The following is a 23,902-nucleotide window of genomic DNA, read 5'->3' as shown; positions in this document are numbered from 1 at the left end:
CAGGTGGATAACGCTGTTTTTGAGTAAAAACAGCAGACGAAAAAATTATCCGCGTTGCATGGTATCAACTTTACGTCAACACACGACAGGCTGGTTGTTTACAGCGTTCCTGATTGGGCGGTTGGCCACAAGTGCCATCGGCCAAACGGCAGATGCCTGTATAACACCGGCAGCCCCCGTTCTGAAAAGCGACCGAATGGATATTTGCCGGGGTGAGTCGGCCGTACTTTCGGCTACAGGCTGCACCGGTACTACCATCTGGAGTACCGGTGAAACGGGCGCGCAGATTACGGTTCAGCCCGTACAGAATACCCGTTACACGGCACTTTGCCGGTCGGCGCAGGGTTGCCTGAGCTGTTTTGCCGATGTGGTCACGATTCGGGTTAATACACCCCGTCCGCCGGTGGTAACGCCCTCGGCCTCACCTGTATCGGCGGGCGATCAGGTCACGCTGACCGCGAGCGGCTGCTCCGGCACCGTGAGCTGGCCTAATGGTACTACCGGGCTTACCACGACCCTCCGGGTCGACGAAACGACTACGTTTAGCGGGGCTATCTGTACTGTGAATGGTTGCCCCAGTGTGGGTTCTGTACCGGTTCAGTTGCTGGTGGCTACGCCTACCAGGCCGGTTGTGACAGCGGCTAAATCGGCTGTTTGCTTTGGCACTACTACCACGCTTACGGCCAGTAACTGCCTGGGGGTAGTACGCTGGTCGAACGGCATGTCGGGAGCTACCATTGCCAGTAATCTGAATACCACCCAAACATACCGGGCTGTTTGTCAGGTCGGAAGTGCGCGTAGCGATAGCTCCGAAGCCGTAACGGTTCGGGTGTTGCCGGCTCAGTTTACACCGGTTATGAAACAGCAGACCTTTACGAACCGGTGCCCGTTTCAAACCATCGACCTGACGCAGGCCATTCCGGCCGACCCTCTGGCTAACCCAGCTGGGCAATGGCTATTCCGGTACACGCAGGACCCCAATGGCCCTGATGTGAAATCGCCGATGGCAGCCGGGCCGGGGTCGTACTTCCTGTATTTAAAAACAAACGACGGCTGTTTGAGTGGAGCCGTGCTGATTCAGGCCGAACGAACCCCCTGTCAGGATGGTATTGCGCCCTGTATCAGCAATCCGCCCCGCGTAGTGGCCTGGACCGATTCGCTCAATGCCGAGCGCCAATCGGTTGTGTTGCAGGCCCGAATCGGGGGCGATGTTGACGAACTAACCTGGAGCACCACCGGAACGGGTCTGCTGACCGACCCCAAACGGGTACCGAGCCGCTATCTGTTTTCCGAAGCCGACCGGCAGCGCGGGTCGGTTGTGTTTGCCCTCACCACGCCCGACCCCGATGGGAGCGGTCCGTGTGTGGGTGCGGTGGCCAGCCTGACCGTTGCCGTGCCGCGCATCGACAATGCGCTGCGCGAAGTGGTGGGCCTGAGCAAAAAGGTGTTTGAACCGGTTTGGCTCGAAAATGGCGAAGTGGAACTGACGTACCACATGACGGTAAAAAACGGGGGGCAACACGACCTGAGCAACCTTCAGGTGACCGACGATCTGGCCGAAGCGTTTACGGCGTCGGGGGCTAAGATTAAGGCCGTTGTGGTCAACGAGTTTAACGGATTTAGGGTCGATCCGGCATACACCGGTGTTGCGCCTTACACCAACTTACTGGCTCGTGGTCAAACCTTGCCGACAGGCGGGGTGCTGGGTGTGCGGTTACGCGTGCGGCTCAACGTAGGCGAGGCCCGTACGCTCACCTTCAGTAATCAGGCACAGGTACAGGCCGTTGACAAAAACGGAATGGTGTGCCGCGACCTATCAACCAACGGTGATAACCCTGACCCCGACAGCAACGGTAACCCGGCCGATAACGACGAGCCGACGGTGATTACCCTCCAGTCATTGTCGCCAGAGGGAACGGTGTTTATCCCCGAAGGTTTTTCGCCGAATGGCGATGGTATCAATGACCAGTTTGTGGTTAGTCGAGTCCCAACTAATACAACGGTTCAGCTGAAAGTGTATAATCGTTGGGGGAGTCTGGTATATGCGAGTGATAACTACCGCAACGACTGGACCGGCACCTCGAATCAGGGAGGAATAGGTGCCAAAGGGCAAGGTTTGCCCGAGGGGACTTACTTCTACACCATTCGGTTGAGCGATGGCCGGGAGTACACCCGCTTCCTCACGCTGAGTCGGTAGGTCATTTTTTGATAATAAGGAGATAACCCTATCGAAATAGAATACTTTAGGTAGTTCTTTTGCGTATTGAAATCGAGCCTCTGGCTCAATAACGTTAACCCAAGCGAACCAATGACTCGCTATAGGACATTTCTGAGCGTGCTGGCAACCTTTTTGTGGGTGGCGATGGTGTGGGCCGAAACCCCGACCAACGGTCCGCGCACAAAAAAGAACGCCGGGCGTCGTCCGCCCGTGACGGCTACTGCCCCCAAAGCAGTGCCCCCCAAAGTGCCTCTTGTAACGCCCGATTCACTGTTGCGGCAGGCCGACCGCATGGTTAGCTGGAAGGCGTATGGCCGGGCCATCGACATCTACACGCAGTTGCTGGCCGATACGGAGGGCCCCTTGAACGCACCTCAGCGTACGGCCGCTACGGTTGGCCTCGCCAATGCGTACCGGTTGGTAGGCGATAACACGAAGGCCGAAAAATACTACCGCGACTGGCTCGCCAGAGTACCCGCTACCGAACGTCGGCCGCAGCCGGTGTTGCAGTTGGCGCAGACGCTGGCCGCCAATGGTAAGTTTAAAGAAGCAGAAGGGTTTTACGAGGAATACAACCAGTTGCTTGATGCGCAGAAAGCGCGCCGGGCGGCCGAAGTGACTACTGAGGCCGGGCAACGCTCGCGGAGTAGTCAGCCGGTGCAATATCGGCTCGAAAGTCTCGAACTAAACACCAAAAACGAAGAATTTAGCCCGATGTATTACCGCAACGGGCTGGTGTACGTGGCTGGTAGCAAAGGCGGCTCGGCTATCGAAACAGCCGGGAGCGGGGGCGGTTCGGGCTATCTCGACCTCCTATATATTCCGAATCGGAATGATATTCTGGCGTCGACCATCATCGGCCCTGATGGCTCGGAGGTTAAGGCCGATAATCCGCGTAATCGGCGTCGGAATCGGGTGGGTGAAGATGCCTACACCCGGCCAACCTCCAACGATTCGAAAACGGTGCCAAGCTTTTCGGGGGGTATTCGGGCGTCGGAAGGGCTGGGTTACGACGCCCGCCCGGTCAGTGCGGCTCAGCAGTTCAGCAAATCGCTCAATACGCGCTACCATGAGGGGCCGGCTACATTTTACGCCGATGGCTCGCGGATTATTTTTACCCGCAACAACTACAATGACGGGAAGGCCCGCAAAAGTGCAGAGGGTGTAAATAAACTGAAGCTCTACACGGCCGAACAGCAAAACGGAGCTTGGGTCAACGTCGAAGAAATGCCGTTTAATAGCGACGAGTATTCGGTAGGACACCCTACGCTCACCCGTGATGGCCGCACGCTTTATTTTGCCTCCGACATGCCCGGTGGCCAAGGCGGTAGCGATATTTACGTCACCCAGTACCAGAACGGACGTTGGTCGAAACCCGTAAACCTGGGGACTACGGTTAATTCAAAAGGAAATGAGCTGTTTCCGTTTGTTGATGAGGCTGGTAATCTTTACTTCGCATCTGACGGTAAACGCGGACTGGGAGGGCTCGATATTTTCATGGCTACGATGGCTGGCACGGCTCCCCAAACTGTTGAACATCTCGACGCGCCTATCAACTCACCACAGGACGATTTTGGTCTCATTACCGACGCCAACCGGCAGTCGGGCTATTTCAGTACCAACCGGCGTAACGGTAGCGACGATATTATGCGGTTTGTGCGGCAAAGCTCGCTCTACGCCTGCCGCGACCTCACCATCCGGCTTTACGATGCCGACACCGATCAGCCGCTCGACAGTGTGCAGGTCGATGTGGTGGGCCGCACCGAAGGGGGCGAAGACCAGCAGCTGATCACTGACAAAAACGGGCTCGTCCGGCTTTGTCTGCAGGGCGATAGCGAGTTTCGGTTTGTATCGTCGCGCGATGGGTATGTGAGCAGTACCGTGGGTTTCTCAACACAAGGCCTCACCGATGACCAGCCAAGCCGATTGGAAATCGGCCTGAGTAAACCCACCCTCATGATCGACACGGTGTACACGGCGGTACCGGGCTCGGCTGCTGACATGGCTAACCTGACCCGCTCGCGCATTCGGGGCATAGTGGCTACTGAGCGCGATCAGCGACCTATCGAAGGTGTAACGGTAACCCTCCGAAACGAGTGTGACAAAAGTGTACAGTCGGTTGTGACGGGCCCCGATGGGGTGTATGTTTTCGACCTGACCGAAGGCTGCGATTATACCCTTGTTACCCGCAAGCCAACCTACGGCACCAGCACGAAGAAAATCAAGAAGCTACCCAAGAAGTCGAAACCGAAACAGGTTGAGGCCGATGTGCGTATGTTCAGCGTGGGCGATGTGGTCACGCTCGACAATATTTACTACGATCTGGACAAGTCGACGATTCGTTCGGATGCGGCCCGCGAACTCGATAAGCTGGTGTCGACTATGCGCCGGTACCCGTCGCTCGTGATTGAAGTTCGTTCGCATACCGACAGCAAGGGCGATGCGGGCTACAACCGGGAGCTATCCACACGCCGGGCGCGTTCGGTGGCCGATTATTTGGTTTCCAAGGGCATTAGCCGCAAACGCATTACGGCGCGTGGCTACGGCGAGTCGATGCTGCTGAACAACTGTACGGACGGTGTTATCTGTACCGATGATGAACATCAGCGTAATCGCCGGACCGAGTTTAAGGTGTTGGCAATCAAGTAGAAATGAATGTATAGTGAATAATGTAGAATGAATAATTAAATGGCTGATTGCAGCAGGTAACGCGATTATTCATTATGCATTTTCTCAGTACTGGACATTTGTACAGTGAAGCGATGCTTCGCCCAGCCGTAAGGCTAAAATTGGCCTATCGGCCCAATCGAGCACCGCTCGATTGTACATTTTGTCCAGTACTGAAATACGTTTTACATTGCTCATTCACATATTGTTCATTCACTTGAACGTGTCTGCCCTTCATCGCAATGAGTGGATTGCGAAAGGTTGACATAACGAAAAACCAAAAACGAAAAACCATAAACGGGTTTAACCGTATTACATAAAGTACCCGATGATGTTTCAGGCCGGGCACTCTGAAATGAGTAGTGCCTAAAGGTCAGCTGCTAACGTCCGGTGCTTTATTTTTGCATCATGCTCGGTTTTCCCAACTGCAAAATCAATATCGGTCTTCAGATTACCCAACGCCGACCCGACGGCTACCATAATCTCCAATCCTGTTTCTACCCGGTGGCTTGGTCCGACGTGCTGGAAATCATTCCCTTATCAGCCGGGGAGGCTCCTGCGCCGGTTCAATTCACCGCTACCGGTATACCGATTCCGGGTAATCCCTCGGCTTCTAATAACCTTTGTGTGCGGGCCTACGAAGCCCTCCGGGCCGATTTTGACCTGCCGCCTGTGAAAATGCACCTGCACAAAATTGTGCCCATTGGGGCCGGGCTCGGTGGTGGTTCGGCCGATGCTGCCCTTACCCTCAAGCACCTTAATGGTATGTTTAGGCTGGGGCTGAGCCTGGCGCAGCTGGAGGAATACGCCCGCCCGCTCGGTGCCGACTGCGCGTTTTTTATCCAGAACCGACCCATGTACTGCGTCGAGAAAGGGGATGTGTTTGAGTCGCTTGCCGTTGACCTGACGGGGTATCACATTGTGCTGGTGTATCCGAATCTGGCTATTTCAACGGCCGAAGCCTACGCGGGTGTGCGCCCTCAGCAGCCCGATGTGCCCCTGCGTACCCGGCTCGAAGCGCCCCTGAGCGAGTGGCGGCACACGGTCCACAACGATTTTGAAGATAGCCTGTTCCCCCGGTATCCTGTTTTGGGTGAGCTCAAAGCCCAGATGTACGAGTTAGGGGCTGTGTATGCCGCTATGACGGGCTCAGGCTCTACAGTTTACGGGATTTTTGGGGCCGAGCCGAACGGCCTGGCCGTATTTGAACGTTATACAACCTGGCAGGGGAAACTCTAAGTTTACATGAGTAATGTCTTTACCAAACGGCGGGAGCCGTTCCGTTTCATGGTTTGGCTCGGCATTGGGGGTAGCGTGTTGCTCTTCACTATTCTGCTGGCCACCTACATCATCCGAAGCACCGGGCCCGGTTGGGCTGAGGTTCGGTTACCCAATGTATTCCTGATTAGCACTGTGGTGATTCTGCTCAGCAGTTTCACCCTGCACAACGCCAATCGGGCGTTTCAGACCGAGCGATTTGCCCTGTACCGGACCAATATGGGTATGACCCTGGTGCTGGGTACGCTGTTTATACTGTTGCAGGGTTGGGGCTGGCGGCAAATGGTGGTAGCGGGCGTCGGGCTGGAGGGCAATCCGGCCGGGGGCTTCGTGTATATCTTGTCGGGCCTGCACCTGCTTCACATTCTGATCGGCCTTATTTTTCTGGTGATTGCGTTGCTCGAAGCCATGCGTCGTCGGCAATACGTCGACTCGTTTGTGTACAGCGTAAACCCACCTAATCAGCTTAAGCTCAAGCTCATTTCGTTGTACTGGCACTTTGTGGATATCCTGTGGGTAGCGCTGTTTTTGTTTCTGCTGCTACATCACAGCCTCAACTGGAACCTTATGGCCTGAGTAAGCGCCTGTTTCCGAGAGAAGCCGAGCCTTAGGGTTCGGCTTTTTTGTGCGGTATAGCCATATAAAATTTGCCGTTCATCATTATTGGCCCCTTTGCGTTCTGTTTTTCGCGATATTGCCAGTCAGTACTTCAACCATTAATGCAACTATTTTTACTGACTGCATGAATCGAAGAAACTTCATTCAACAGGCGGGGCTGGGCGTAGGAGCACTCATGGGCGCGTCCGTTCCGATTGTCGGAAATGCCGTACCCCTCGAACGCTTGCTCGAACCCGGAGTCGATGTGGCCATCAAAAAACGCATGGCCGATATTGCCCTCAACGCAGCCCGGAGCCGGGGCGCTACGTACACCGATGTGCGCATCGGGCGTTATCTCCAGCAGTTTCTGTTTACCCGCGAAAAGCAGGTGCAGACCATCACTAATGCAGAGAGCTATGGCGTAGGTATTCGAGTAATTGCCAACGGAACCTGGGGATTCTCGGCCACCTCCGACGTCACCCCCGACGGTATTGCCAAGTGCGCCGAAACCGCCGTAGCCATTGCCAAGGCCAACTCAAAAATTCAGAATGAGCCGGTGCAACTGGCCCCGCAAAAAGGGGTAGGCGAGGTGACCTGGAAAACGCCCCTGACCAAAAACGCGTTTGAGATTCCGGTGCAGCAAAAGGTTGACCTCCTGATGAAAGTCAACAATGCGGCCCTCGACAACGGCGCGGCTTTTGTGACCTCCAACCTATTCTTCATCAACGAGCAGAAGTACTTTGCCTCCACCGATGGCTCGTACATCGATCAGGACGTACACCGAATCTGGCCTACGTTTACCGTAACGGCCGTTGACCGGGCGGCTGGTAAGTTCAAAACCCGCGATGCCCTCAGCTCACCTATGGGCATGGGCTACGAGTACCTCGACGGGCTGGCTTCCGAAAAAATCCCCGGCCCCAACGGGCTGGTTGGCTACCGGAACTCATACGACATGGTCGAAGACGCTACCCTGGCAGCCAAGCAGGCGAAGGAGAAGATGACCGCCAAGTCGGTAGAAGCGGGTAAGTACGACCTCGTACTCGACCCCAACCACCTTGGCCTGACCATTCACGAGTCGGTGGGGCACCCCCTTGAGCTCGACCGCGTGCTCGGCTACGAAGCCAACTATGCCGGTACCAGCTTTGCCACACTCGATAAGTGGCAATCGAAAAACTTCAAATACGGTAGCCCCATTGTTAATATCGTGGCCGACAAAACCCAGGTGGGTTCGCTCGGAGCCGTTGGATACGACGACGAGGGTGTGCCGGCCAAAGAGTGGAATCTGATCAAAGACGGTATTCTGGTCAACTACCAGGCTATTCGGGATCAGGTAGCTATCATTGGCGAGAAAGAATCGCACGGTTGCTGCTACGCCGACAACTGGGATTCGGTACAATTCCAGCGGATGCCCAACGTATCGCTCAAGCCCAGCGCCGAAAAGCGTTCGGTACAGGACATGATCAAGGGCGTTGACAAGGGAATTTACATCATTGGCCGGGGCTCGTTTTCCATCGATCAGCAACGCTACAACTTCCAGTTTGGCGGGCAGCTGTTTTACGAGATCAAAAACGGTCAGATCGTGGGTATGCTCGACGACGTGGCGTATCAGGCCAACACCCTGGAGTTCTGGAACTCGTGCGCCCAACTTTGCGACAAAGACGACTACCGCACGTTTGGGTCGTTTTTCGATGGCAAAGGTCAGCCCTCGCAGGTGAGCGCCGTATCGCACGGTAGCCCAACCACGCGCTTCAATGGGGTCAATGTGATTAATACCAGACGGAAAATCTAACGTGTTTTGGGGCGCAGGGCCTCAGACCGACCGGCTCTTCCTGCCGAAGGAACGTAGCTCCCGGTTGCACATGCCCTGTTGGCCAAACACCGAAAAACCTGTACATAAACATGGCTATTTTAAGTAAAGAAGAAGCCAAGCGGATTGCCGATAAAGTGTTGAGCTTTGCCAAGGCCGACGAAACAAGCGTCACCATCTCGGGTGGGCGCACGGGCAACATCCGCTACGCCCGCAACTCGGTATCAACGAGTGGCGAAAGCAATAACCTGTCGCTAGCGGTTACCTCCGTTTTCGGAAAACGCAGCGGTACGGCAACCATCAACGAATTAGACGACGACTCGCTTGCCCGTACGGTTCGGCGGGCCGAAGAGATTGCCCGGCTGGCGCCCGAAAACCCGGAGTACGTGCCAATGCTGGGCCCTCAGAAGTATTTGAACACGAAGCCCTACGCCGAAACGACTGCCAAGATTGATCCGGCTTACCGGGCGCAGGCAGCTTTCGATAGCCTGGACCCCTGCCGCAAGAAAAACCTGACCGCAGCCGGTTACCTCGAAGATTCGACCGGGTTTTTTGCCCTTGCCAACAGCAAAGGTTTGTGGGCGTATAATCAGCAGACATCGGCCGAGTTTTCGATTACCGTCCGCACGGCCGATGGTCTGGGCTCAGGTTACGCCACCCGCGACGTGACCGATGTTTCAAAACTGAGCACCCGCGAGGCTACCGAAATTGCCATGCAGAAAGCCATGGCCTCGGTGAGTGCGCGGGCGCTGGAGCCGGGCAAGTACACCGTGATTATGGAACCGGCGGCCCTGGTGTCGAACACCGATGCTTCGCTGATGGCCGCGCTGGTTCGCTCAATGGATGCCCGTTCGGCCGACGAGGGGCGTTCGTTCCTGAGCAAAAAAGGGGGCGGCACTCGTCTGGGCGAAAAGCTTTTTGATGAGCGCGTCACGATTTACTCGGACCCTATGAATTCCGAAGTGCCTACATCGGCTTTTTCGGGTGATGGTCGTCCGCTGGAGCGCGTCACCTGGATTGAAAAAGGGGTGGTCAAAAATATGTCGTATTCGCGGTATTGGGCCGAGAAAAAAGGTGTGGCGGCTATTCCGCCGGGCGGCAACTTCATTATGGAAGGCGGCACCCAATCGCTGGCTGACATGATTAAGAGCACTGAGAAGGGGATTCTGGTCACGCGTCTGTGGTACATCCGGCCGGTTGATCCGCAAACGCTGCTGTACACGGGTCTCACCCGCGACGGAACGTTCTATATTGAAAACGGGCAGATTAAGTTTCCGGTGAAAAACTTCCGCTTCAACGAGAGCCCCGTTATCATGCTCAACAACCTCGAAGCTATTGGCCGGCCGGTACGGATTGGGGGGAATCTGGTTCCACCGCTCAAAATCCGCGACTTCACGTTCTCCAGCTTGTCTGACGCTGTGTAATGAGGTGCTAATAGAGACTGTTGCGCAGTAGAAAGCTATATGCAGTGCTACTAAAAGTTATTACGCAGAGATGCACAGAGAAAACAAGAGATTCGCAGAGGGTGAATTGTCATCCATAGTGATTGGAAGGGCAATTGAAGTTCATCGGGCTTTGGGGCCGGGTTTGTTAGAATCGGCTTATCAGGAATGTCTGGCTTATGAGTTGAAACAGGCAGGATTGTATGTTGAGCGCGAAAAAGCCCTGCCAATTGTTTACAAAGACGTGAAATTAGAACATGGCTACCGTCTGGATCTTCTGATTGAGAAGCAACTCGTGGTTGAATTGAAGACTGTTGAATTCCTGACTGACGTTCATACGGCTCAAATTCTGACCTATTTGCGTCTGGGCGAATTCCCCCTGGGTCTTCTTATTAATTTTCACGTGAAGATGCTAAAAGAAGGTATCCGCCGTTTCGCCCACACCCCTCTGCGAATCTCTTAATTACTCCGTGAATCTCTGCGTAACAACCTAAACGTGAATCTCTGCATAACAACCTAAACGTGAATCTCTGCATAACAACCTAAATAAGGGCTCCGGCCCGCTCATTTTATGAACCGCCGACACTTTAATCAACTCCTCGGCATGGGCACTGCCGGTCTGGTACTGCCCAGCCTACCCTCTCTGGGGCGATCCGTAGCCCCGGAAGCCTTGCTGGAGCCGGGCCTCGATGTAGCCCTCAAAAAGCGGCTGGCCGATGCGGCCCTCAACGCGGCCAAGTCGAAGGGGGCCACCTATGCCGATGTGCGCATCGGGCGTTACCTCAATCAGTTTGTGATTACCCGCGAAGACAAAGTGCAGAACATTGTCAACACCGAAAGCTACGGCGTTGGGGTTCGGGTAATTGCCAACGGGTGCTGGGGGTTTGCGGCTGCGGCCGACGCCAAAAACGAAGCCGATATGGCCCGCGCTGCCGAGCAGGCTGTAGCCATTGCCAAGGCCAACGCCCGGTTGCTGAAGGAGCCCGTACAACTGGCTCCACAGCCCGGCTACGGTGAGGTGTCGTGGAAGGCTCCCATCCAGAAAAACGCGTTTGAGGTTCCGGTCAAAGAAAAAGTAGACCTGCTGCTGGGCGTTAATGCCGCAGCCATGAAAAACGGGGCCAACTACGTAAACTCGGTGCTGTTTATGGTGAACGAGCAGAAATACATTGCTACCACCGACGGTACCTACGCCGATCAGGACATTCACCGGATTTGGCCAATTTTCAACGTCACCTGCATCGATGCCAAGTCGGGTAAGTTTGAAACCCGCAACGCCCTGAGCGCCCCGGTGGGCATGGGCTATGAGTACCTGCAAACAAACCCGGCCGACAAAGTAACTGGCATCACGACCCGCTACAACAAAGGGTACGATATGCTCGAAGACGTAACGGCGGCTGCTCAGCAGGCCCGGCAAAAACTGACTGCCAAGTCGGTAGAAGCGGGCAAGTACGACCTCGTACTCGACCCCAGCCACCTGTGGCTCACCATTCACGAGTCGGTGGGGCACCCCCTCGAACTCGACCGCGTACTCGGCTACGAAGCCAACTTTGCCGGTACCAGCTTTGCAACGCTCGATAAGTGGCAGTCGAAAAACTTCCAGTACGGCAGTAAGATGGTCAACTTCGTGGCTGATAAGCAGCAGGTGGGTTCGCTTGGGGCCGTCGGGTACGACGATGAAGGCGTGAAAACCAAGAAGTGGGACCTCGTTCGCGATGGCGTACTGGTGAACTACCAGGCTATTCGGGATCAGGCGGCTATCATCGGCGAGAAAGAATCGCATGGTTGCTGCTATGCCGACTCGTGGGGTACGGTGCAGTTTCAGCGGATGCCCAACGTGTCGCTCGAAGCGGGCAAGACACCGCTTTCGGTGCAGGACATGATCAAGGATGTCAAAAAAGGCATCTACATCATCGGCGACGGCTCGTTCTCTATCGATCAGCAACGCTACAACTTCCAGTTTGGCGGGCAGCTGTACTACGAAATCAAAGACGGACAGATTGCCGGTATGCTCAAAGACGTGGCCTACCAGTCGAACACGCAGGAGTTCTGGAACTCGTGTGCCGCCATCTGCGATCAGCGCGATTACCGGCTCGGGGGTAGCTTCTTCGACGGCAAGGGGCAACCAAGCCAGAGCAGCGCGGTGTCGCACGGGTCCGCTACAACGCGGTTCAACGGTGTTAATGTGATCAATACGGCCCGGAAAATTTAAATGAGTTTACAGTTTTTGGTTTACAGTTGGCTAGTGCAAGCTCGCTTCAGGCATACTGACGACGGAAGGAACCGTACAGGTATTGGGCTGAAAATCAACTGTCTGGTTTTTTCCCGTTGTCAAGATTGCAACAAGGCGCTTATCCTTAAGCCGATTCCCTGAAAACCGTAAACCGAACCCTGAAAACGCAAGAAATATGGCAACCATACTGACCGAAGCGGAGGCCAAAGCTCTGCTGACCAAAGTACTCAGCTACTCGAAGGCTGATGAGTGTGAGGTAAACCTGTCGGGCGACATTCGGGGCAACATTCGCTATGCCCGCAATGCCGTGTCGACCAGTGGCTCCCGAGCCAACCAGAATCTGGTGGTGCAGTCGGCGTTTGGCAAAAAAGTGGGTACCGCCACCATCGACGAGTTTGATGATGCCTCGCTCGAAAAAGTAGTTCGTCGGGCTGAGGAACTGGCCCGGCTGGCGCCCGAAAACCCCGAGTGGGTGGGTATTCTGGGGCCGCAAACCTACCTCAAAAGCAACGGCTACTTTGAATCGACGGCCAAGCTTACCGCCGAAGACCGGGCCGAAGCTGTGGCTAAAAGCCTGGAGCTGACACGCACACAGAACCTGACCGCAGCCGGTTTTCTGGAAGATGTCAACGGCTATCAGGCCATGATGAATTCGAAGGGCCTGTTTGCGTACTACCCCAGCACCAACATCAATTTTTCGCTCACTGTACGCACAGACGACGGTAAAGGCTCGGGCTATGTAGCCAAGGGTTTCTCCGACGCCAGTAAGCTCGATACAGCCGCTGCCACTCGCATTGCGGCCCAGAAAGCGGCTGCTTCGGCCAGTGCGCAGGCCCTCGAACCGGGTAAGTACACCGTGATTCTGGAACCAACGGCCGGCGCTGTGCTCATGGAACAGCTGTTCTTCTCGATGGATGCCCGCTCGGCCGACGAAGGGCGTAGCTTTCTGAGCAAACCCGGCGGTAAAACCAAGCTGGGCGAGAAAATCGTTGACCCGCGCGTTACCATTTATTCCGACCCCACTAATCCCGAACTGCCAGCCTCTCCGTGGGCGGGCGACGGGCAGCCGCAGCAACGCATCAACTGGATTGAGAAAGGCATTGTGAAAAACATGGCCTACTCGCGCTACTGGGCACAGAAACAGGGTAAAAAGCCGGTGCCGTTTCCAAACAATGTGATGATGGCGGGTGGAACGGCCTCACTCGAAGACATGATTAAGAGCACACAGCGCGGTATTCTGGTCACTAAACTGTGGTACATCCGGGAAGTTGACCCCCAAACGCTGTTGTACACGGGCCTCACCCGCGACGGAACGTTCTACATCGAAAACGGCAAAATCAAACATGCCGTGAAAAACTTCCGCTTCAACGAGAGCCCCGTTATCATGCTCAACAACCTCGAAACCCTCGGCCGGCCCGAACGGGTTGTGAGCACCGAGTCGGACGGAAATTATCTGATTCCGCCCATGAAAATTCGGGAATTTACGTTCTCCAGCTTGTCCGACGCCGTGTAACCTCCGGCCCGGTTACCTATTCCAGCCCGAACTGTAGTAAAGTACAGTTCGGGTTTTTTGTTGGGATATCCAGCAGCCCCGCTGACCAAACAAACCGCCTGAAACCGATACGTTTAATCAATACATAGGCCCTATTTGTGTGTCACAGAAAGTATACTTGTTTTTATATCCATCTATTGCTTAGATTACTGGCCTAACGTATTCTTAACCTAAATCCTTAAATCATCATGGAGTCTTACGCCTTGCGTAATCGCCTGCGTTTTGTAGGCACCGGGTCCGATTTGTTCGGCATTTATCTCCTCAACATGCTGCTGAGTATGGTCACACTCGGGCTGTATTATCCCTGGGCCAAAGCGGCTGTGCTCCGATACACCTACGCCAATACCCAGTTAGACAACAGCCCGTTTCAGTTTCATGGTACGGGCAAAGAAATTTTCGTGGGTTTCCTGAAAGCGGTAGCCGTCATTGTGGTGGTATACACGGCTGCCATTGCCCTCACGTTTGCTTCGTCGCTGGGCCTCAAGGTGCTGGGTTTTGTGATCATCTATGCCTTTGTGCTGGCGCTGGTGCCTATTGCCGTACACGGGGCGTTACGCTACCGGATGTCGCGTAGTTCGTGGCGGGGGATTCACTTTGGCTACCGGGGCGACCGCAACGAACTAATCAAAATGTATGTTCTGCAAGGGCTGCTGACGGTGGTCACGTTTGGCATTTATAGCTTCTGGATGACGCAGAATATCAACCGGTACACCATTGGACATATTCGGTTTGGCTCGGCCCGGATGCACTACACCGGCGATGGGGCCGATTATTTCTGGCTTTGCCTGAAAGGGTATTTCCTGACAATTCTGACGCTCGGCATCTATGGGTTCTGGTGGGGCCGTGATCTGTTTGCTTACTTTGTCGACAATCTCGCCATTGAAAACGAAGGCAAAACGTACCAATTTCAATCGTCGCTGACGGTGGGTTCGTATGCCGGTCTGGTAATCGGTAATATTCTGTTGATTGTGTTGACGTTGGGGCTTGGGGCAGCCTGGGCTACGGCGCGTACGTTGCAAATAATACTCGACAACACCCTGCTCGACGAACGGCTGGATACGGGTTCGCTGGTGCAGACCGAACTCGAATACCGCGATGCAACCGGCGAGGACCTGGCCGACATGATGGACATTGGCTTAATCTAAACACACTAGTGAACGCTACTTTTTTCGACGGGAAAGTCTCCCGACCACATCCGGCTCAGTACACCCTCTCGGCTTACACCATTGAGATTCGCTATACCGATGCCGACGGGCAGGAGCGGGTGGCGGAGTGGCCATTGCAGGAAGCCCGGCTGGCAACCTGGAACCCGTCGGGAAAGACGCGACTGCAATTTGGGCCGTTTCCGCATCAGTATCTGGATGTGGAAACGGCCGATTATGAGGCCCGGTTTATACCTGCCCGTCAGCTACTCAAGTCGGCGCGGCCGGGCTTGTACGAGTTTGTTCTGAGCAAGGGGTTCCGGGGTGTGGTGCTGGTGGGCGTAGTAGCGGTGGCTTTCCTGTGGCTCCTGTATGCCTACGGGATTCCGGCCCTGTCGTTGCAGGTGGCCCGTCAGGTACCTGCCGAGCAGGAGGTCGCTCTGGGCGATATGCTGTACCGGCAACTTGAAAACTCAGGTGGGCTCTCGGTCGACAAAACGAAAACGGCGCAGGTTGAACGGTTCTGGCGCGAAATGGGCGTGAAAACCCGCTTGCCAATCCGCGTTGCCGTTGTCGAGAGCAAAGAGGTTAATGCCTTTGCTGTGCCCGGCGGGCATGTGGTGGTGTTTACGGGGATTCTGAAAAAATTTAACCGGCCCGAACAGTTGGCGGCTTTGCTTGCCCACGAGGCCGCCCATGTCGAAAAACGCCACTCGTTGCAACAGCTAATCCGCAGTATAGCGGCCTACAGCATTATATCGGTCATGTTTGGCGATGTGAGTGGTATAACGGCAGTACTTGTCGATAATGCCGACAATCTGGTGTCGCTCTCGTACTCGCGTCAGCACGAAGCTGAAGCCGATGCCTTTGCGGTAGAGCAACTGGCGCGGCAGGGAATCGACCCGATGGGGGCCGTTTGGCTCATGGAAGCACTGCCTACCGAGGGCGAGGTAATTCCGACGTTGTTACGCTCGCACCCACACAATGCCGAGCGGGTAGCGGCCACGCGGGCATTGGCTCAAAAGGCCCGAACCCGTGTGATACCCAATGCAGAGCTACAAGCACTCTGGCAAAAGATTCGGGAAAATAGTGTACGTTAACAGTAAGCCCCCATTTAAACGGCTCAAATCATAACCTGAGCCGTCTCAAATTATTACTGAGTCGAACGGAAGGGGGCTAACCGGCCACCTTTGAGCCATCAATCAAAAACGCCGGCACTGGCACTTGATGTATGGCTCGTTTCCTGCTTATCCTCGTTTTTCTTATCCTAACTGTACTGGCTCAGGCCCAAACGCTGCGTGGCTCTGTGCGCGATGTAGCCAATCGGCCCGCCCCGTACGCGGTGGTCAAGCTACTGCGCCTGACCGACTCAACACTCGTGCGGGGAAACATTGCTGATCAGAACGGGGGCTACACGTTTGCCAACGTACCGGCTGGCCGGTACTACGTGCAGGCTTCGCTTGTGGGAATGAAAAGCGCCCTGAGTGCGGTGGTGCAGGTAGCCGGTAACCAACTGGTGTTAGTAAGCCCAATTCAACTGGGCGAAGCTGTACAAACCCTGACTGGAGTTGAGGTACGGGTGCGGCAACTGCCCGTTGAGCAGCTGGTTGATAAAACCGTATTGAACGTGGCGGCTGATGCGGTAGCGCAGGGCAAAACTGCGTACGAGTTGCTGCAACAAGCTCCCGGCGTGGCTATTGACCCGAATGATAATATCCGCATGGCGAGTAAGCAGGGAGTTCTGGTGTTGATAGACGGAAAACCGACCAACCTCTCGGCGGCTGATCTGGCCAGTTTGCTCCGGGCTACGTCGGCCGCTACCATTGACAAAGTCGAGTTAATGACGAACCCTTCGGCCCGGTACGACGCGCAGGGTGGGGCAGTAATCATCAATATCCGCTTTCGGCGCGACAAAAGTATGGGCCTTAACGGGAGCGTGTCGGGCGGGTATGGGCAAAGCGATCATCATCGCGCCAACGCGTCCCTCGACCTAAACTACCGCGCTAAACGCATCAATCTGTTTGGCAATGCCTCGGGGAGCGACAACTACCAGATTACGAATGTGGGTATCGACCGAATGGCGGGAGGGAATCTCTTTCGGCAACGGGGGTACGATTCGGACGGGACGCGCGGACTGGTCTACAAAACAGGCGTCGATTATTTCCTGAATTCGCGCCAAACACTCGGTCTGCTGGTATCAGGAAATACGATTAGTAATCAGTTCGGAACGTACACCGCCACAGGTATAGGCAACCCTTCCGCTAACCGGGTAGATACGAGTGTGGTAAACCGGGTAGATAACCCGGCACAGAATAACCGAATACAGGCTGCTCTGAATTACCGCTACGCCGACACGACCGGGCTGGAGTTGAATCTGGACGCCGACCTGACCCGTTTTGCCAATACCTCGCCCAATACCCTGACGAGCAACTTTATCGCCGGAGCCGACTACCGTCCGGTGTTGTTCACCCGGCGCAACCGCTTCGATGCTCATACCGATATTACGGTTGTAGCGTTGAAAGCCGATCTGGTGAAAGAATGGAAGAGCCGCCGTCCGGCTGGTGCGTCTGTGAAACTGGAAACCGGCCTGAAACATACCGATGTCGCTACTAACAATGAACTCCTGGCCTTTACCGGAGCCGCATCGGCCGAACAACCCGACCCCAGCCGTACCAATCGCTTTACATACCGGGAGGTTGTGCGCGCGGGGTATGCGTCGCTCAGTCGGTCGGTCGGGAAATGGTCGGTGCAGGGTGGGCTCCGGGCCGAACACACCACCGCCATTGGTCGCTCTACTGATTTGCTAAACCGGCGCATAGACCGCCCTGATACAGCTTATCTCAATCTGTTTCCAACGGCTTTTGTGCAGTATACAGCCACTCCCAATAGTCAGCTTTCGATGAAGTACGGACGGCGCATTGGGCGGCCCAACTATCAGGACCTGAACCCATTTGTGTACCCGGTTGATCCGTACACGAGTGGGCGTGGAAACCCGTACCTGCGGCCCAATTACACGCATAACGTGGAACTGAGCTACACATACAAATGGGCCACAACCATTAAGTTGGCCTACAGTCGTACGGCTGATTTCTCGACGGATGTGATTCAGCAGCAGGGCGTTGTTGCGTATCAGACGGTGGCCAATGTAGGCCATGTTGACGCGCTAAATGTGTCGGTTAGTACACCCTACCAGTTTACAACGTGGTGGAATATGTATGGCTACGCCGGGGCTACCTGGAACCGGTTTGTTGGCCAGTTATCACCCACTGAACCCTTCAACGAGCGGGCGTTTGCTTTTGAAGGCTATATGCAGCAGTCGTTTACGCTCTCAAGCAAGTGGTCGATGCAGGTTTCGGGTTTCTGGAATGCGCCTACCCGGCAGGCGGTCTATCAGATTGGGGGCCTGGGGGCACTCAACCTGAGTGTGCAGACAAAAGTGCTGGGTAACCGGGGTAAGCTAACCTTCGGCCTCGACGACGCGCTGAACACGATGCGCTGGCGTTGGTCGGGCACACAGCAGTCGGGTGAGGGGCAGGCCGGGTTAATGTACGGTCCGCAGTTTAACATCGACCGCAAGTGGGAAAGTCGCCGGGTCAATATCCGCTTCAGCTACCGGTTCGGGCGTAACGAGATCAAAGCGGCCCGTCAGCGCGAAACGGGTGCCGACTCTGGCCGGATTAAAGTCAAAGGAAATTTATAAGTAACATCTGCTATGAAAATTTACCTCCTTGTTTTCCTGCTGCTATGTGCCGAGGCAAAAGCGCAATCGGGTACTAGTGGCACTCCCGCCCGCATCACCTTCCTACTTAAAAACACGCTGGGCTATCACCGCATGTTTCTGGTGGAAGGGCCGGGGATTAAATACGGCTTTACCATGAGTCGGCGTGAGACCATTCCCTGTAATTGGCCGGTTGGCTCCAGGCTGTATTTTAGTCAGGATGGCGAAGCAAAGCAGGACCTGATTCTGACAGTGACCCGGACCGACGAAGGTAAAACTCTCTTTACCGATGTGGCATCCACATCGCGTCGATCTACCGAACCCAGGCCGTCGGTGGTGAACGCAGACCGCGTTACGTTTCGGCTGCATAACCCGAGCGTAATACCCCGCAAAATCGCCCTGATTAGCTACGAGCCGGGGGCTACTGGCAACGGTACTACAATTTTTACACTACCCCCGTTAATTGGTTTCAAATCATTTAGCTTTCCGGTGGGTACCCGTTTGTATCTGGCCGATAGTGAGCAGGTTAATACCGTTATGAGCGGTAAGCGAATCGACGCGGGTAAGCCGTTTCTGACGGTGGAAAAAGAAGACGCCGGCCAGGTATTTGATGTGAAATAGTCACGGTCGTATATTGCTTACCGTTCAATTGTCTGTCGCGATGTCGTTCTATTTTTCGGCCTACTCCAGTCCGCTGCTTTTCGGGTTTGTTCAGGCCTGGGGGTATGCCTTGTTACTTTGGCTTCGTGGTCGTCGAGAAGAACGGCTGTCCGACATCCTGCTGGGTTGGGTGCTGGTGGGTATGGCGTTCAATATCTGGGAGTATATGCTGGGTTTTGGCGGTATTGAAATCCTTTGGAACCAACTGGAGTTTTTTCCCCGAACCCTCGGCTACCTGTTGCCGGTTTTGTGCTATTTCTATCTCCGCACGCAGGTTAACACCGATTTTCGGTTTTCCCGGCGCGATGGCTGGCACGCCGTTCCGTTTCTGATTCAGGTGACGTATCACCTCGTTGTGTTTGCGCAGGGGCCCAACTTTGTGCGGTACTGGAAAACGCAGGTGAATGGACCATATCACCTCGATGATCTGGAATTTTGGTTCGGGGTAGTCATTGATCTGTATTACCTTTTCCTGTCGTTGCGGCTTTATCGGCAATACCGCGCCTGGATCACCAATCAGTTTTCCGAAACGGACTCGATCAGTTTCAGGTGGTTCCGCAACTTTCTTATTGCGCTCACGCTGGCCACGCTTTTTGGTTTTCTGATGGATGGCTTGAGTGTGGCTCTCAGCCTGAATTTCTGGCAGAACTGGTGGGACGAATTGGCCAAAGTGGTGCTGATTTATTACATCAGTATCAACGGCTATGCGCAGGTTCAGCCCGGCCGTCGGCTGGCATTTCAGGCTGAATCGGTGCCTGAGCCGGTACTCCTGGCAGAGTCGGTCCCCGGCCGAGAAGCCTTGACCCCGGTTGGTCGGGGGGCACATCAACCCATTGGCACGCCCCCGGTTCCCGATGGGTTGGTGCCTTTGCGCGACACATTGCTCCAATACATGGCTGCTGAAAAGCCCTATCTCGAGCCCGACCTGTCGCTGACCGATCTGGCCCGGCGTATGCACACCAATCCGGTTGTGCTATCGCAGGTAATCAATACGGGTGTGGGGAAGAACTTCAATGATTTTGTGAACGAGTACCGGGTTGAAGAGTTCAAGCGGCAACTGCTCAATCCGGCCAACACGCATTTGAGTTTTCTGGGACTGGCGCTCAACTGCGGATTCAATTCGAAGGCTACGTTTAACCGGGCCTTTCGGAAGTTTACCGGCACCTCACCGAAGGAATTTGTCGGACAATAAAAAAGCTCGCCCGAGAGTATCAGGCGAGCTTCGCGACGCAGTTGTATAGTAAACGGCGGGGCGTATCGAAATGTTTCAAGGTTGAAAAATAGTGGTATTATTTTTCAAAATAGTTAAGTAAGCTCCTCACAACTGATTTTTAGCTGTTCAAGCTCCCGAATTACCACCTGCGAGGGAAGGTCATTGCTCTCAACCCGCAGCACCCGATCGCAGTCTTCCCAGTCCACCGACCAGCGCAGAAGTCCACCCAATGGGGCCAGTGTATGGGTGAGCAAGGGCAAGTGTTGTTGCGTCAAATCGGTTTTAAAAACTAACACGTCCATACACGTCAGAGGGTTTGGTTTGGATGGCGAAACAGCCGGGCATCGGCCCAGAACGTACCCAGCGGAATAATCGAAGCCAATAGGGCCAGGCCGGTTTTTCGCCAGCCCCAGCGATACTCAATGCCGCACTGAATCACGAGCAATACGTACAGAACAAAGAGTAGCCCGTGTGCCATACCAATAATGCGGTTGGGCATGGGCATGGCGTAGGCATATTTGAGCGGCATACCGATACCGATCAGCAACAGAAACGAAACGCCTTCGAGGAAGGCCAGAATACGAAGACGCCCCAGTTGGGATTTCAACAGGTCGAACATAACGGTAGACAGAATGTGGCAAGCCGCCGTGGGTTTGGCAGGCTGGCGGGAGAAAGATTGACAAGAAAACCGTGGCAGGCAGAAAATAAATCGCCCCAAACCCCACTTTGTGATGAGCGGTTCTGAATCGAACTGTAAGGGGACTCTCGGCGAAGTAGGTCCGGTGAGGAAACGTGAGGATAAATAAAATGGAGAAACCCGTCAGGCCAGCAGGGCGCTAAGCTCCTGCCACGAAATAAGCGCAATGGCCAGCACGGCTAAAGCCAGCCCAACCTTGTTGAGGCCCGACAACTGCTCGCGGAAGAAAAGAGCCGCTGTGCCGGCTGCCAGCAGAATCACGCCGATATTATACACCGGATACACAAAAGCGCCGTTGCCACTATAGGCCGACAGGGCCAGAATCAGGGTGTAAAAGCTCAGGTAATTGGGCACTCCTAATGTGACGGCGGCCACAAAGCTGCGGGCTTCGATGCGTTCCTGCCCGCGCACGAGCCGAATGGCGAGCAAAACAGCCCCGGCCACAATGGCACCCAGCACCATAGTGAGGGTTACGGCCACGGTTTGGTCGGCTGCTGTGATGTACCGCACGTTCATGTAATTGATGGTGGTGTTGGTAAACCCGTACATCAGAAATACGGCCACCGGTAGCCAGAGGTTACTGCCTGTATTCGTACCTGATTCCGATTTTTTGTACGTGCTCAACCCAACGGCTACCAGAGCGAGCGCCAGCCCCAGATAATTGAGCGCATCGAACACTTTGCCGCCCCCGAGCACCAGCAGACTGAACGTTACCGGAATTACCAGCGATAAATTATTGGCCAGCGAAGTGGCCGTGATACCGCTGCGTTGTGTGCTCGCCCCCGACAATAGGAACGTGACAATGAATCCGACACCCAGGATTAGAGCCAGCCAGGTCCAGGTTTGTGTGAAGTCGATTGAGAAAGATTGCCCCGCGGGCATCAGCAGTAGGCCCGTCAGGAAACAAACGGGGTAATTAAACACAATAGCCTGGGTGGTATTGACCCCAAACCGCGGAAAGAGCCGGAAGTTGAGCAGCAGCAGTACGGAAAGAATAATGCTGGCAACGAGGTAGATCATACTCGCAAAGGTACGGGCGGTTTGCGAAAGAAAAAGGTGCCTGTTGGGTGCTTACGAGCTTACAGACAGTGCTTTGAGGGGTGCCGACAGGGAAGTCTTAAGTCAAATAATAGATTGATATTCAGAGACCTGTTGGCCCTTTTTGACAAAATTTTATGCATCATTCAATCCGTGTGTCCAACAGGTGCGTAGGTATGACAGTAATCGGTTGCAACCACGATACGTTTCACAAAAAACCTCATTTCGCAACACACATGAAAGCGATCATAAAATCAGTTTTTGCCGCATTGACTCTCCTGGCCGTTTCAACTTCAGTTCAGGCACAGGCTCCAAAAACAGTAGGCGGTGCCCCGATGTACCCAACGAAGAACATCATTGAGAACGCCGTCAATTCAAAAGATCACACCACTCTGGTGGCCGCTGTGAAGGCCGCCGGTCTGGTAGAGACCCTGCAAGGCGCTGGTCCGTTCACGGTATTTGCTCCGACCGACAAGGCGTTCGGTAAACTGCCCGCCGGTACCGTTGAAACACTGGTAAAGCCTGAGAATAAAGGCACCCTGACCGGTATTCTGACTTACCACGTGGTAGCTGGTAAGGTAGACAGCAAGGCGCTGGCCAAGCAAATTAAGGACGGTAACGGCTCGGCTACGCTGAAAACGGTAGCTGGTGGCACCCTGACGGCCAAAATGAAGGGTAAAGGCATTGAAATTGTTGACGAAAAAGGTGGTTCAGCCATGGTCGACATCGCCGATGTGTATCAGTCAAACGGCGTGATTCACACGATCGATACCGTGCTGATGCCTAAGTAAGAAACCATAGGTGTTTGATGGTAGGCTTGTTAGAATAGATAATCAAATCCACAGGGAAAAGCCCGGCTCGCTTGAGCTGGGTTTTTTTGTGCGGGTTAGGCGTATTTTTGTTTTATGAACGTAAGAGACAAAGTCGTACTAATTTCGGGAGCTTCCCGGGGCATCGGGCGCGCTACGGCCCTGCTTTTGGCTCAGAACGGGGCCAATGTAGTAGCTACCGCCCGCAACGCCGAAGACCTGAAATCGCTCGAATTGGAGCACCCCGGCATTGTGGCCGTACCCGGCGATGTTGCCAGCGAGGCCGACATGGCAACGGTTGTCCAAACAGCCCTCGACCGCTTTGGTAAGATTGATGTAGTCATTAACAACGCGGGCTACGGAGTTTTCAAGAATGTGGATGAACTGACCGTGACCGAGTGGGACGAGCTGATGGCAACTAACGTGAAAGGCACGTTTGTGCTCACCAAAGCCGCTTTGCCCACCTTAAAAGCGCAGGGTTCGGGCCATGTGGTGGTGGTAGCCTCCGACGTAGCCAAGCGCACCTTTGCGGGCGGCTCGCTGTACACGGCGAGCAAGTACGCGCAGGAGGCCTTTATGGGTGCCCTTCGGAAAGAGGTGCGGTCGTTTGGTATCAAAGTAACGGGTGTGTACTCAGGTCTGGTCGATTCGCATTTTCACGCCAAAGGACACGGTCACGAAACGTCGAAGAACTGGCTCAAAAACGAGGACATGGCCGAGTCGATGCTGTTTATCATCAGTCGGCCGGCCCACGTTGTCGTCGATGAGTTCATGATCCACCCGCTGTCGCAGGAGTATTAGAAAGTCAACCGGACCAGTTTACTTCGAAAA

The 23,902-nt window shown here is 54.6% G+C and carries 19 protein-coding genes; 16 read left to right on the top strand and 3 right to left on the bottom strand.

Going from position 1 to position 23,902, the window contains the following annotated elements:
* Nucleotides 1-58: 58 nt before the first annotated feature.
* From F5984_RS07700 to F5984_RS07635, 14 genes are all read left to right on the top strand, one after another.
* Nucleotides 59-2,197: a gliding motility-associated C-terminal domain-containing protein gene (locus F5984_RS07700; protein ID WP_152123662.1), complete on the top strand. Its 2,139-nt coding sequence runs from the start codon at nucleotides 59-61 to the stop codon at nucleotides 2,195-2,197.
* A gap of 111 nt (nucleotides 2,198-2,308) precedes the next feature.
* Nucleotides 2,309-4,867 carry an OmpA family protein gene (locus F5984_RS26970; protein ID WP_152123661.1) on the top strand — a complete coding sequence of 853 codons (2,559 nt, stop codon included), beginning with the start codon at nucleotides 2,309-2,311 and terminating at the stop codon, nucleotides 4,865-4,867.
* A gap of 426 nt (nucleotides 4,868-5,293) precedes the next feature.
* A complete protein-coding gene (gene ispE / locus F5984_RS07690) occupies nucleotides 5,294-6,124 on the top strand; it encodes a 4-(cytidine 5'-diphospho)-2-C-methyl-D-erythritol kinase (protein WP_152123660.1) in 831 nt (276 codons plus the stop codon).
* Between the two features lie 6 nt (nucleotides 6,125-6,130).
* Nucleotides 6,131-6,739, top strand: a complete 609-nt coding sequence (locus tag F5984_RS07685; RefSeq protein WP_152123659.1) for a cytochrome c oxidase subunit 3 — start codon at nucleotides 6,131-6,133, stop codon at nucleotides 6,737-6,739.
* 166 nt (nucleotides 6,740-6,905) lie between these two features.
* Nucleotides 6,906-8,549, top strand: coding sequence for a TldD/PmbA family protein (locus tag F5984_RS07680; protein WP_152123658.1), 1,644 nt, complete (start codon nucleotides 6,906-6,908; stop codon nucleotides 8,547-8,549).
* Between the two features lie 110 nt (nucleotides 8,550-8,659).
* Nucleotides 8,660-9,991, top strand: coding sequence for a TldD/PmbA family protein (locus tag F5984_RS07675; RefSeq protein ID WP_152123657.1), 1,332 nt, complete (start codon nucleotides 8,660-8,662; stop codon nucleotides 9,989-9,991).
* Between the two features lie 70 nt (nucleotides 9,992-10,061).
* The gene (locus F5984_RS07670; RefSeq protein WP_152123656.1) at nucleotides 10,062-10,472 is read left to right on the top strand and encodes a GxxExxY protein; all 411 of its coding nucleotides are present in this window, start codon (nucleotides 10,062-10,064) and stop codon (nucleotides 10,470-10,472) included.
* Nucleotides 10,473-10,580: 108 nt separating this feature from the next.
* The gene (locus F5984_RS07665; protein WP_152123655.1) at nucleotides 10,581-12,221 is read left to right on the top strand and encodes a TldD/PmbA family protein; all 1,641 of its coding nucleotides are present in this window, start codon (nucleotides 10,581-10,583) and stop codon (nucleotides 12,219-12,221) included.
* Between the two features lie 196 nt (nucleotides 12,222-12,417).
* Entirely contained in the window at nucleotides 12,418-13,755 is a 1,338-nt protein-coding gene (locus F5984_RS07660; protein WP_152123654.1) for a TldD/PmbA family protein, read from the top strand.
* 227 nt (nucleotides 13,756-13,982) lie between these two features.
* Nucleotides 13,983-14,939, top strand: a complete 957-nt coding sequence (locus tag F5984_RS07655) for a YjgN family protein (RefSeq protein ID WP_152123653.1) — start codon at nucleotides 13,983-13,985, stop codon at nucleotides 14,937-14,939.
* Between the two features lie 8 nt (nucleotides 14,940-14,947).
* A complete protein-coding gene (locus tag F5984_RS07650) occupies nucleotides 14,948-16,036 on the top strand; it encodes a M48 family metallopeptidase (protein WP_246168860.1) in 1,089 nt (362 codons plus the stop codon).
* A gap of 131 nt (nucleotides 16,037-16,167) precedes the next feature.
* The gene (locus F5984_RS07645; protein WP_152123652.1) at nucleotides 16,168-18,636 is read left to right on the top strand and encodes a TonB-dependent receptor domain-containing protein; all 2,469 of its coding nucleotides are present in this window, start codon (nucleotides 16,168-16,170) and stop codon (nucleotides 18,634-18,636) included.
* A gap of 12 nt (nucleotides 18,637-18,648) precedes the next feature.
* Complete coding sequence (locus F5984_RS07640; RefSeq protein WP_152123651.1) at nucleotides 18,649-19,275, top strand: hypothetical protein; 627 nt, start codon at nucleotides 18,649-18,651, stop codon at nucleotides 19,273-19,275.
* Between the two features lie 40 nt (nucleotides 19,276-19,315).
* Nucleotides 19,316-20,506, top strand: coding sequence for a helix-turn-helix domain-containing protein (locus F5984_RS07635; protein ID WP_152123650.1), 1,191 nt, complete (start codon nucleotides 19,316-19,318; stop codon nucleotides 20,504-20,506).
* Between the two features lie 113 nt (nucleotides 20,507-20,619).
* On the opposite strand, the gene F5984_RS07630 is transcribed toward F5984_RS07635, so the two are convergent.
* The 3 genes from F5984_RS07630 to F5984_RS07620 all read right to left on the bottom strand — a co-directional run bounded on the left by F5984_RS07630 (nucleotide 20,620) and on the right by F5984_RS07620 (nucleotide 22,244).
* The gene (locus F5984_RS07630) at nucleotides 20,620-20,829 is read right to left on the bottom strand and encodes a hypothetical protein (protein ID WP_152123649.1); all 210 of its coding nucleotides are present in this window, start codon (nucleotides 20,827-20,829) and stop codon (nucleotides 20,620-20,622) included.
* Nucleotides 20,830-20,834: 5 nt separating this feature from the next.
* On the bottom strand, nucleotides 20,835-21,146 hold the full coding sequence (locus F5984_RS07625; protein WP_152123648.1) for a DUF3817 domain-containing protein: 312 nt from the start codon (nucleotides 21,144-21,146) through the stop codon (nucleotides 20,835-20,837).
* A 201-nt stretch (nucleotides 21,147-21,347) separates the two neighbouring features.
* Nucleotides 21,348-22,244 (bottom strand): EamA/RhaT family transporter, encoded by an 897-nt coding sequence (locus F5984_RS07620; RefSeq protein ID WP_152123647.1) that lies wholly within the window; start codon nucleotides 22,242-22,244, stop codon nucleotides 21,348-21,350.
* Nucleotides 22,245-22,498: 254 nt separating this feature from the next.
* On the opposite strand from F5984_RS07620, the gene F5984_RS07615 reads away from it, so the two are divergent.
* Together F5984_RS07615 and F5984_RS07610 are read left to right on the top strand one after the other, a co-directional pair.
* Complete coding sequence (locus F5984_RS07615; protein WP_027303073.1) at nucleotides 22,499-23,053, top strand: fasciclin domain-containing protein; 555 nt, start codon at nucleotides 22,499-22,501, stop codon at nucleotides 23,051-23,053.
* A gap of 114 nt (nucleotides 23,054-23,167) precedes the next feature.
* A complete protein-coding gene (locus tag F5984_RS07610; RefSeq protein ID WP_152123646.1) occupies nucleotides 23,168-23,872 on the top strand; it encodes an SDR family oxidoreductase in 705 nt (234 codons plus the stop codon).
* Nucleotides 23,873-23,902: the final 30 nt, after the last annotated feature.

It is taken from the genome of Rudanella paleaurantiibacter, from assembly GCF_009184635.1.
GTDB classification, from domain to species: Bacteria; Bacteroidota; Bacteroidia; order Cytophagales; family Spirosomataceae; genus Rudanella; species Rudanella paleaurantiibacter.
Note: the sequence above shows the minus strand (reverse complement) of the source record. Positions and strands in the feature narration are given on the sequence as shown.

Bases quoted from the DNA above. Each gene is read 5' to 3' on its own strand.
- F5984_RS07610 (WP_152123646.1), top strand. From the start codon at position 23,168: ATGAACGTAAGAGACAAAGTCGTACTAATTTCGGGAGCTTCCCGGGGC.
- F5984_RS07640 (WP_152123651.1), top strand. From the start codon at position 18,649: ATGAAAATTTACCTCCTTGTTTTCCTGCTGCTATGTGCCGAGGCAAAA.
- F5984_RS07700 (WP_152123662.1), top strand. From the start codon at position 59: ATGGTATCAACTTTACGTCAACACACGACAGGCTGGTTGTTTACAGCG.
- F5984_RS07665 (WP_152123655.1), top strand. From the start codon at position 10,581: ATGAACCGCCGACACTTTAATCAACTCCTCGGCATGGGCACTGCCGGT.
- F5984_RS07635 (WP_152123650.1), top strand. From the start codon at position 19,316: ATGTCGTTCTATTTTTCGGCCTACTCCAGTCCGCTGCTTTTCGGGTTT.
- F5984_RS07680 (WP_152123658.1), top strand. From the start codon at position 6,906: ATGAATCGAAGAAACTTCATTCAACAGGCGGGGCTGGGCGTAGGAGCA.
- F5984_RS07660 (WP_152123654.1), top strand. From the start codon at position 12,418: ATGGCAACCATACTGACCGAAGCGGAGGCCAAAGCTCTGCTGACCAAA.
- F5984_RS07645 (WP_152123652.1), top strand. From the start codon at position 16,168: ATGGCTCGTTTCCTGCTTATCCTCGTTTTTCTTATCCTAACTGTACTG.
- F5984_RS26970 (WP_152123661.1), top strand. From the start codon at position 2,309: ATGACTCGCTATAGGACATTTCTGAGCGTGCTGGCAACCTTTTTGTGG.
- F5984_RS07685 (WP_152123659.1), top strand. From the start codon at position 6,131: ATGAGTAATGTCTTTACCAAACGGCGGGAGCCGTTCCGTTTCATGGTT.
- F5984_RS07655 (WP_152123653.1), top strand. From the start codon at position 13,983: ATGGAGTCTTACGCCTTGCGTAATCGCCTGCGTTTTGTAGGCACCGGG.
- F5984_RS07630 (WP_152123649.1), bottom strand. From the start codon at position 20,829: ATGGACGTGTTAGTTTTTAAAACCGATTTGACGCAACAACACTTGCCC.
- F5984_RS07615 (WP_027303073.1), top strand. From the start codon at position 22,499: ATGAAAGCGATCATAAAATCAGTTTTTGCCGCATTGACTCTCCTGGCC.
- F5984_RS07675 (WP_152123657.1), top strand. From the start codon at position 8,660: ATGGCTATTTTAAGTAAAGAAGAAGCCAAGCGGATTGCCGATAAAGTG.
- F5984_RS07620 (WP_152123647.1), bottom strand. From the start codon at position 22,244: ATGATCTACCTCGTTGCCAGCATTATTCTTTCCGTACTGCTGCTGCTC.
- F5984_RS07670 (WP_152123656.1), top strand. From the start codon at position 10,062: ATGCACAGAGAAAACAAGAGATTCGCAGAGGGTGAATTGTCATCCATA.
- F5984_RS07625 (WP_152123648.1), bottom strand. From the start codon at position 21,146: ATGTTCGACCTGTTGAAATCCCAACTGGGGCGTCTTCGTATTCTGGCC.
- ispE (WP_152123660.1), top strand. From the start codon at position 5,294: ATGCTCGGTTTTCCCAACTGCAAAATCAATATCGGTCTTCAGATTACC.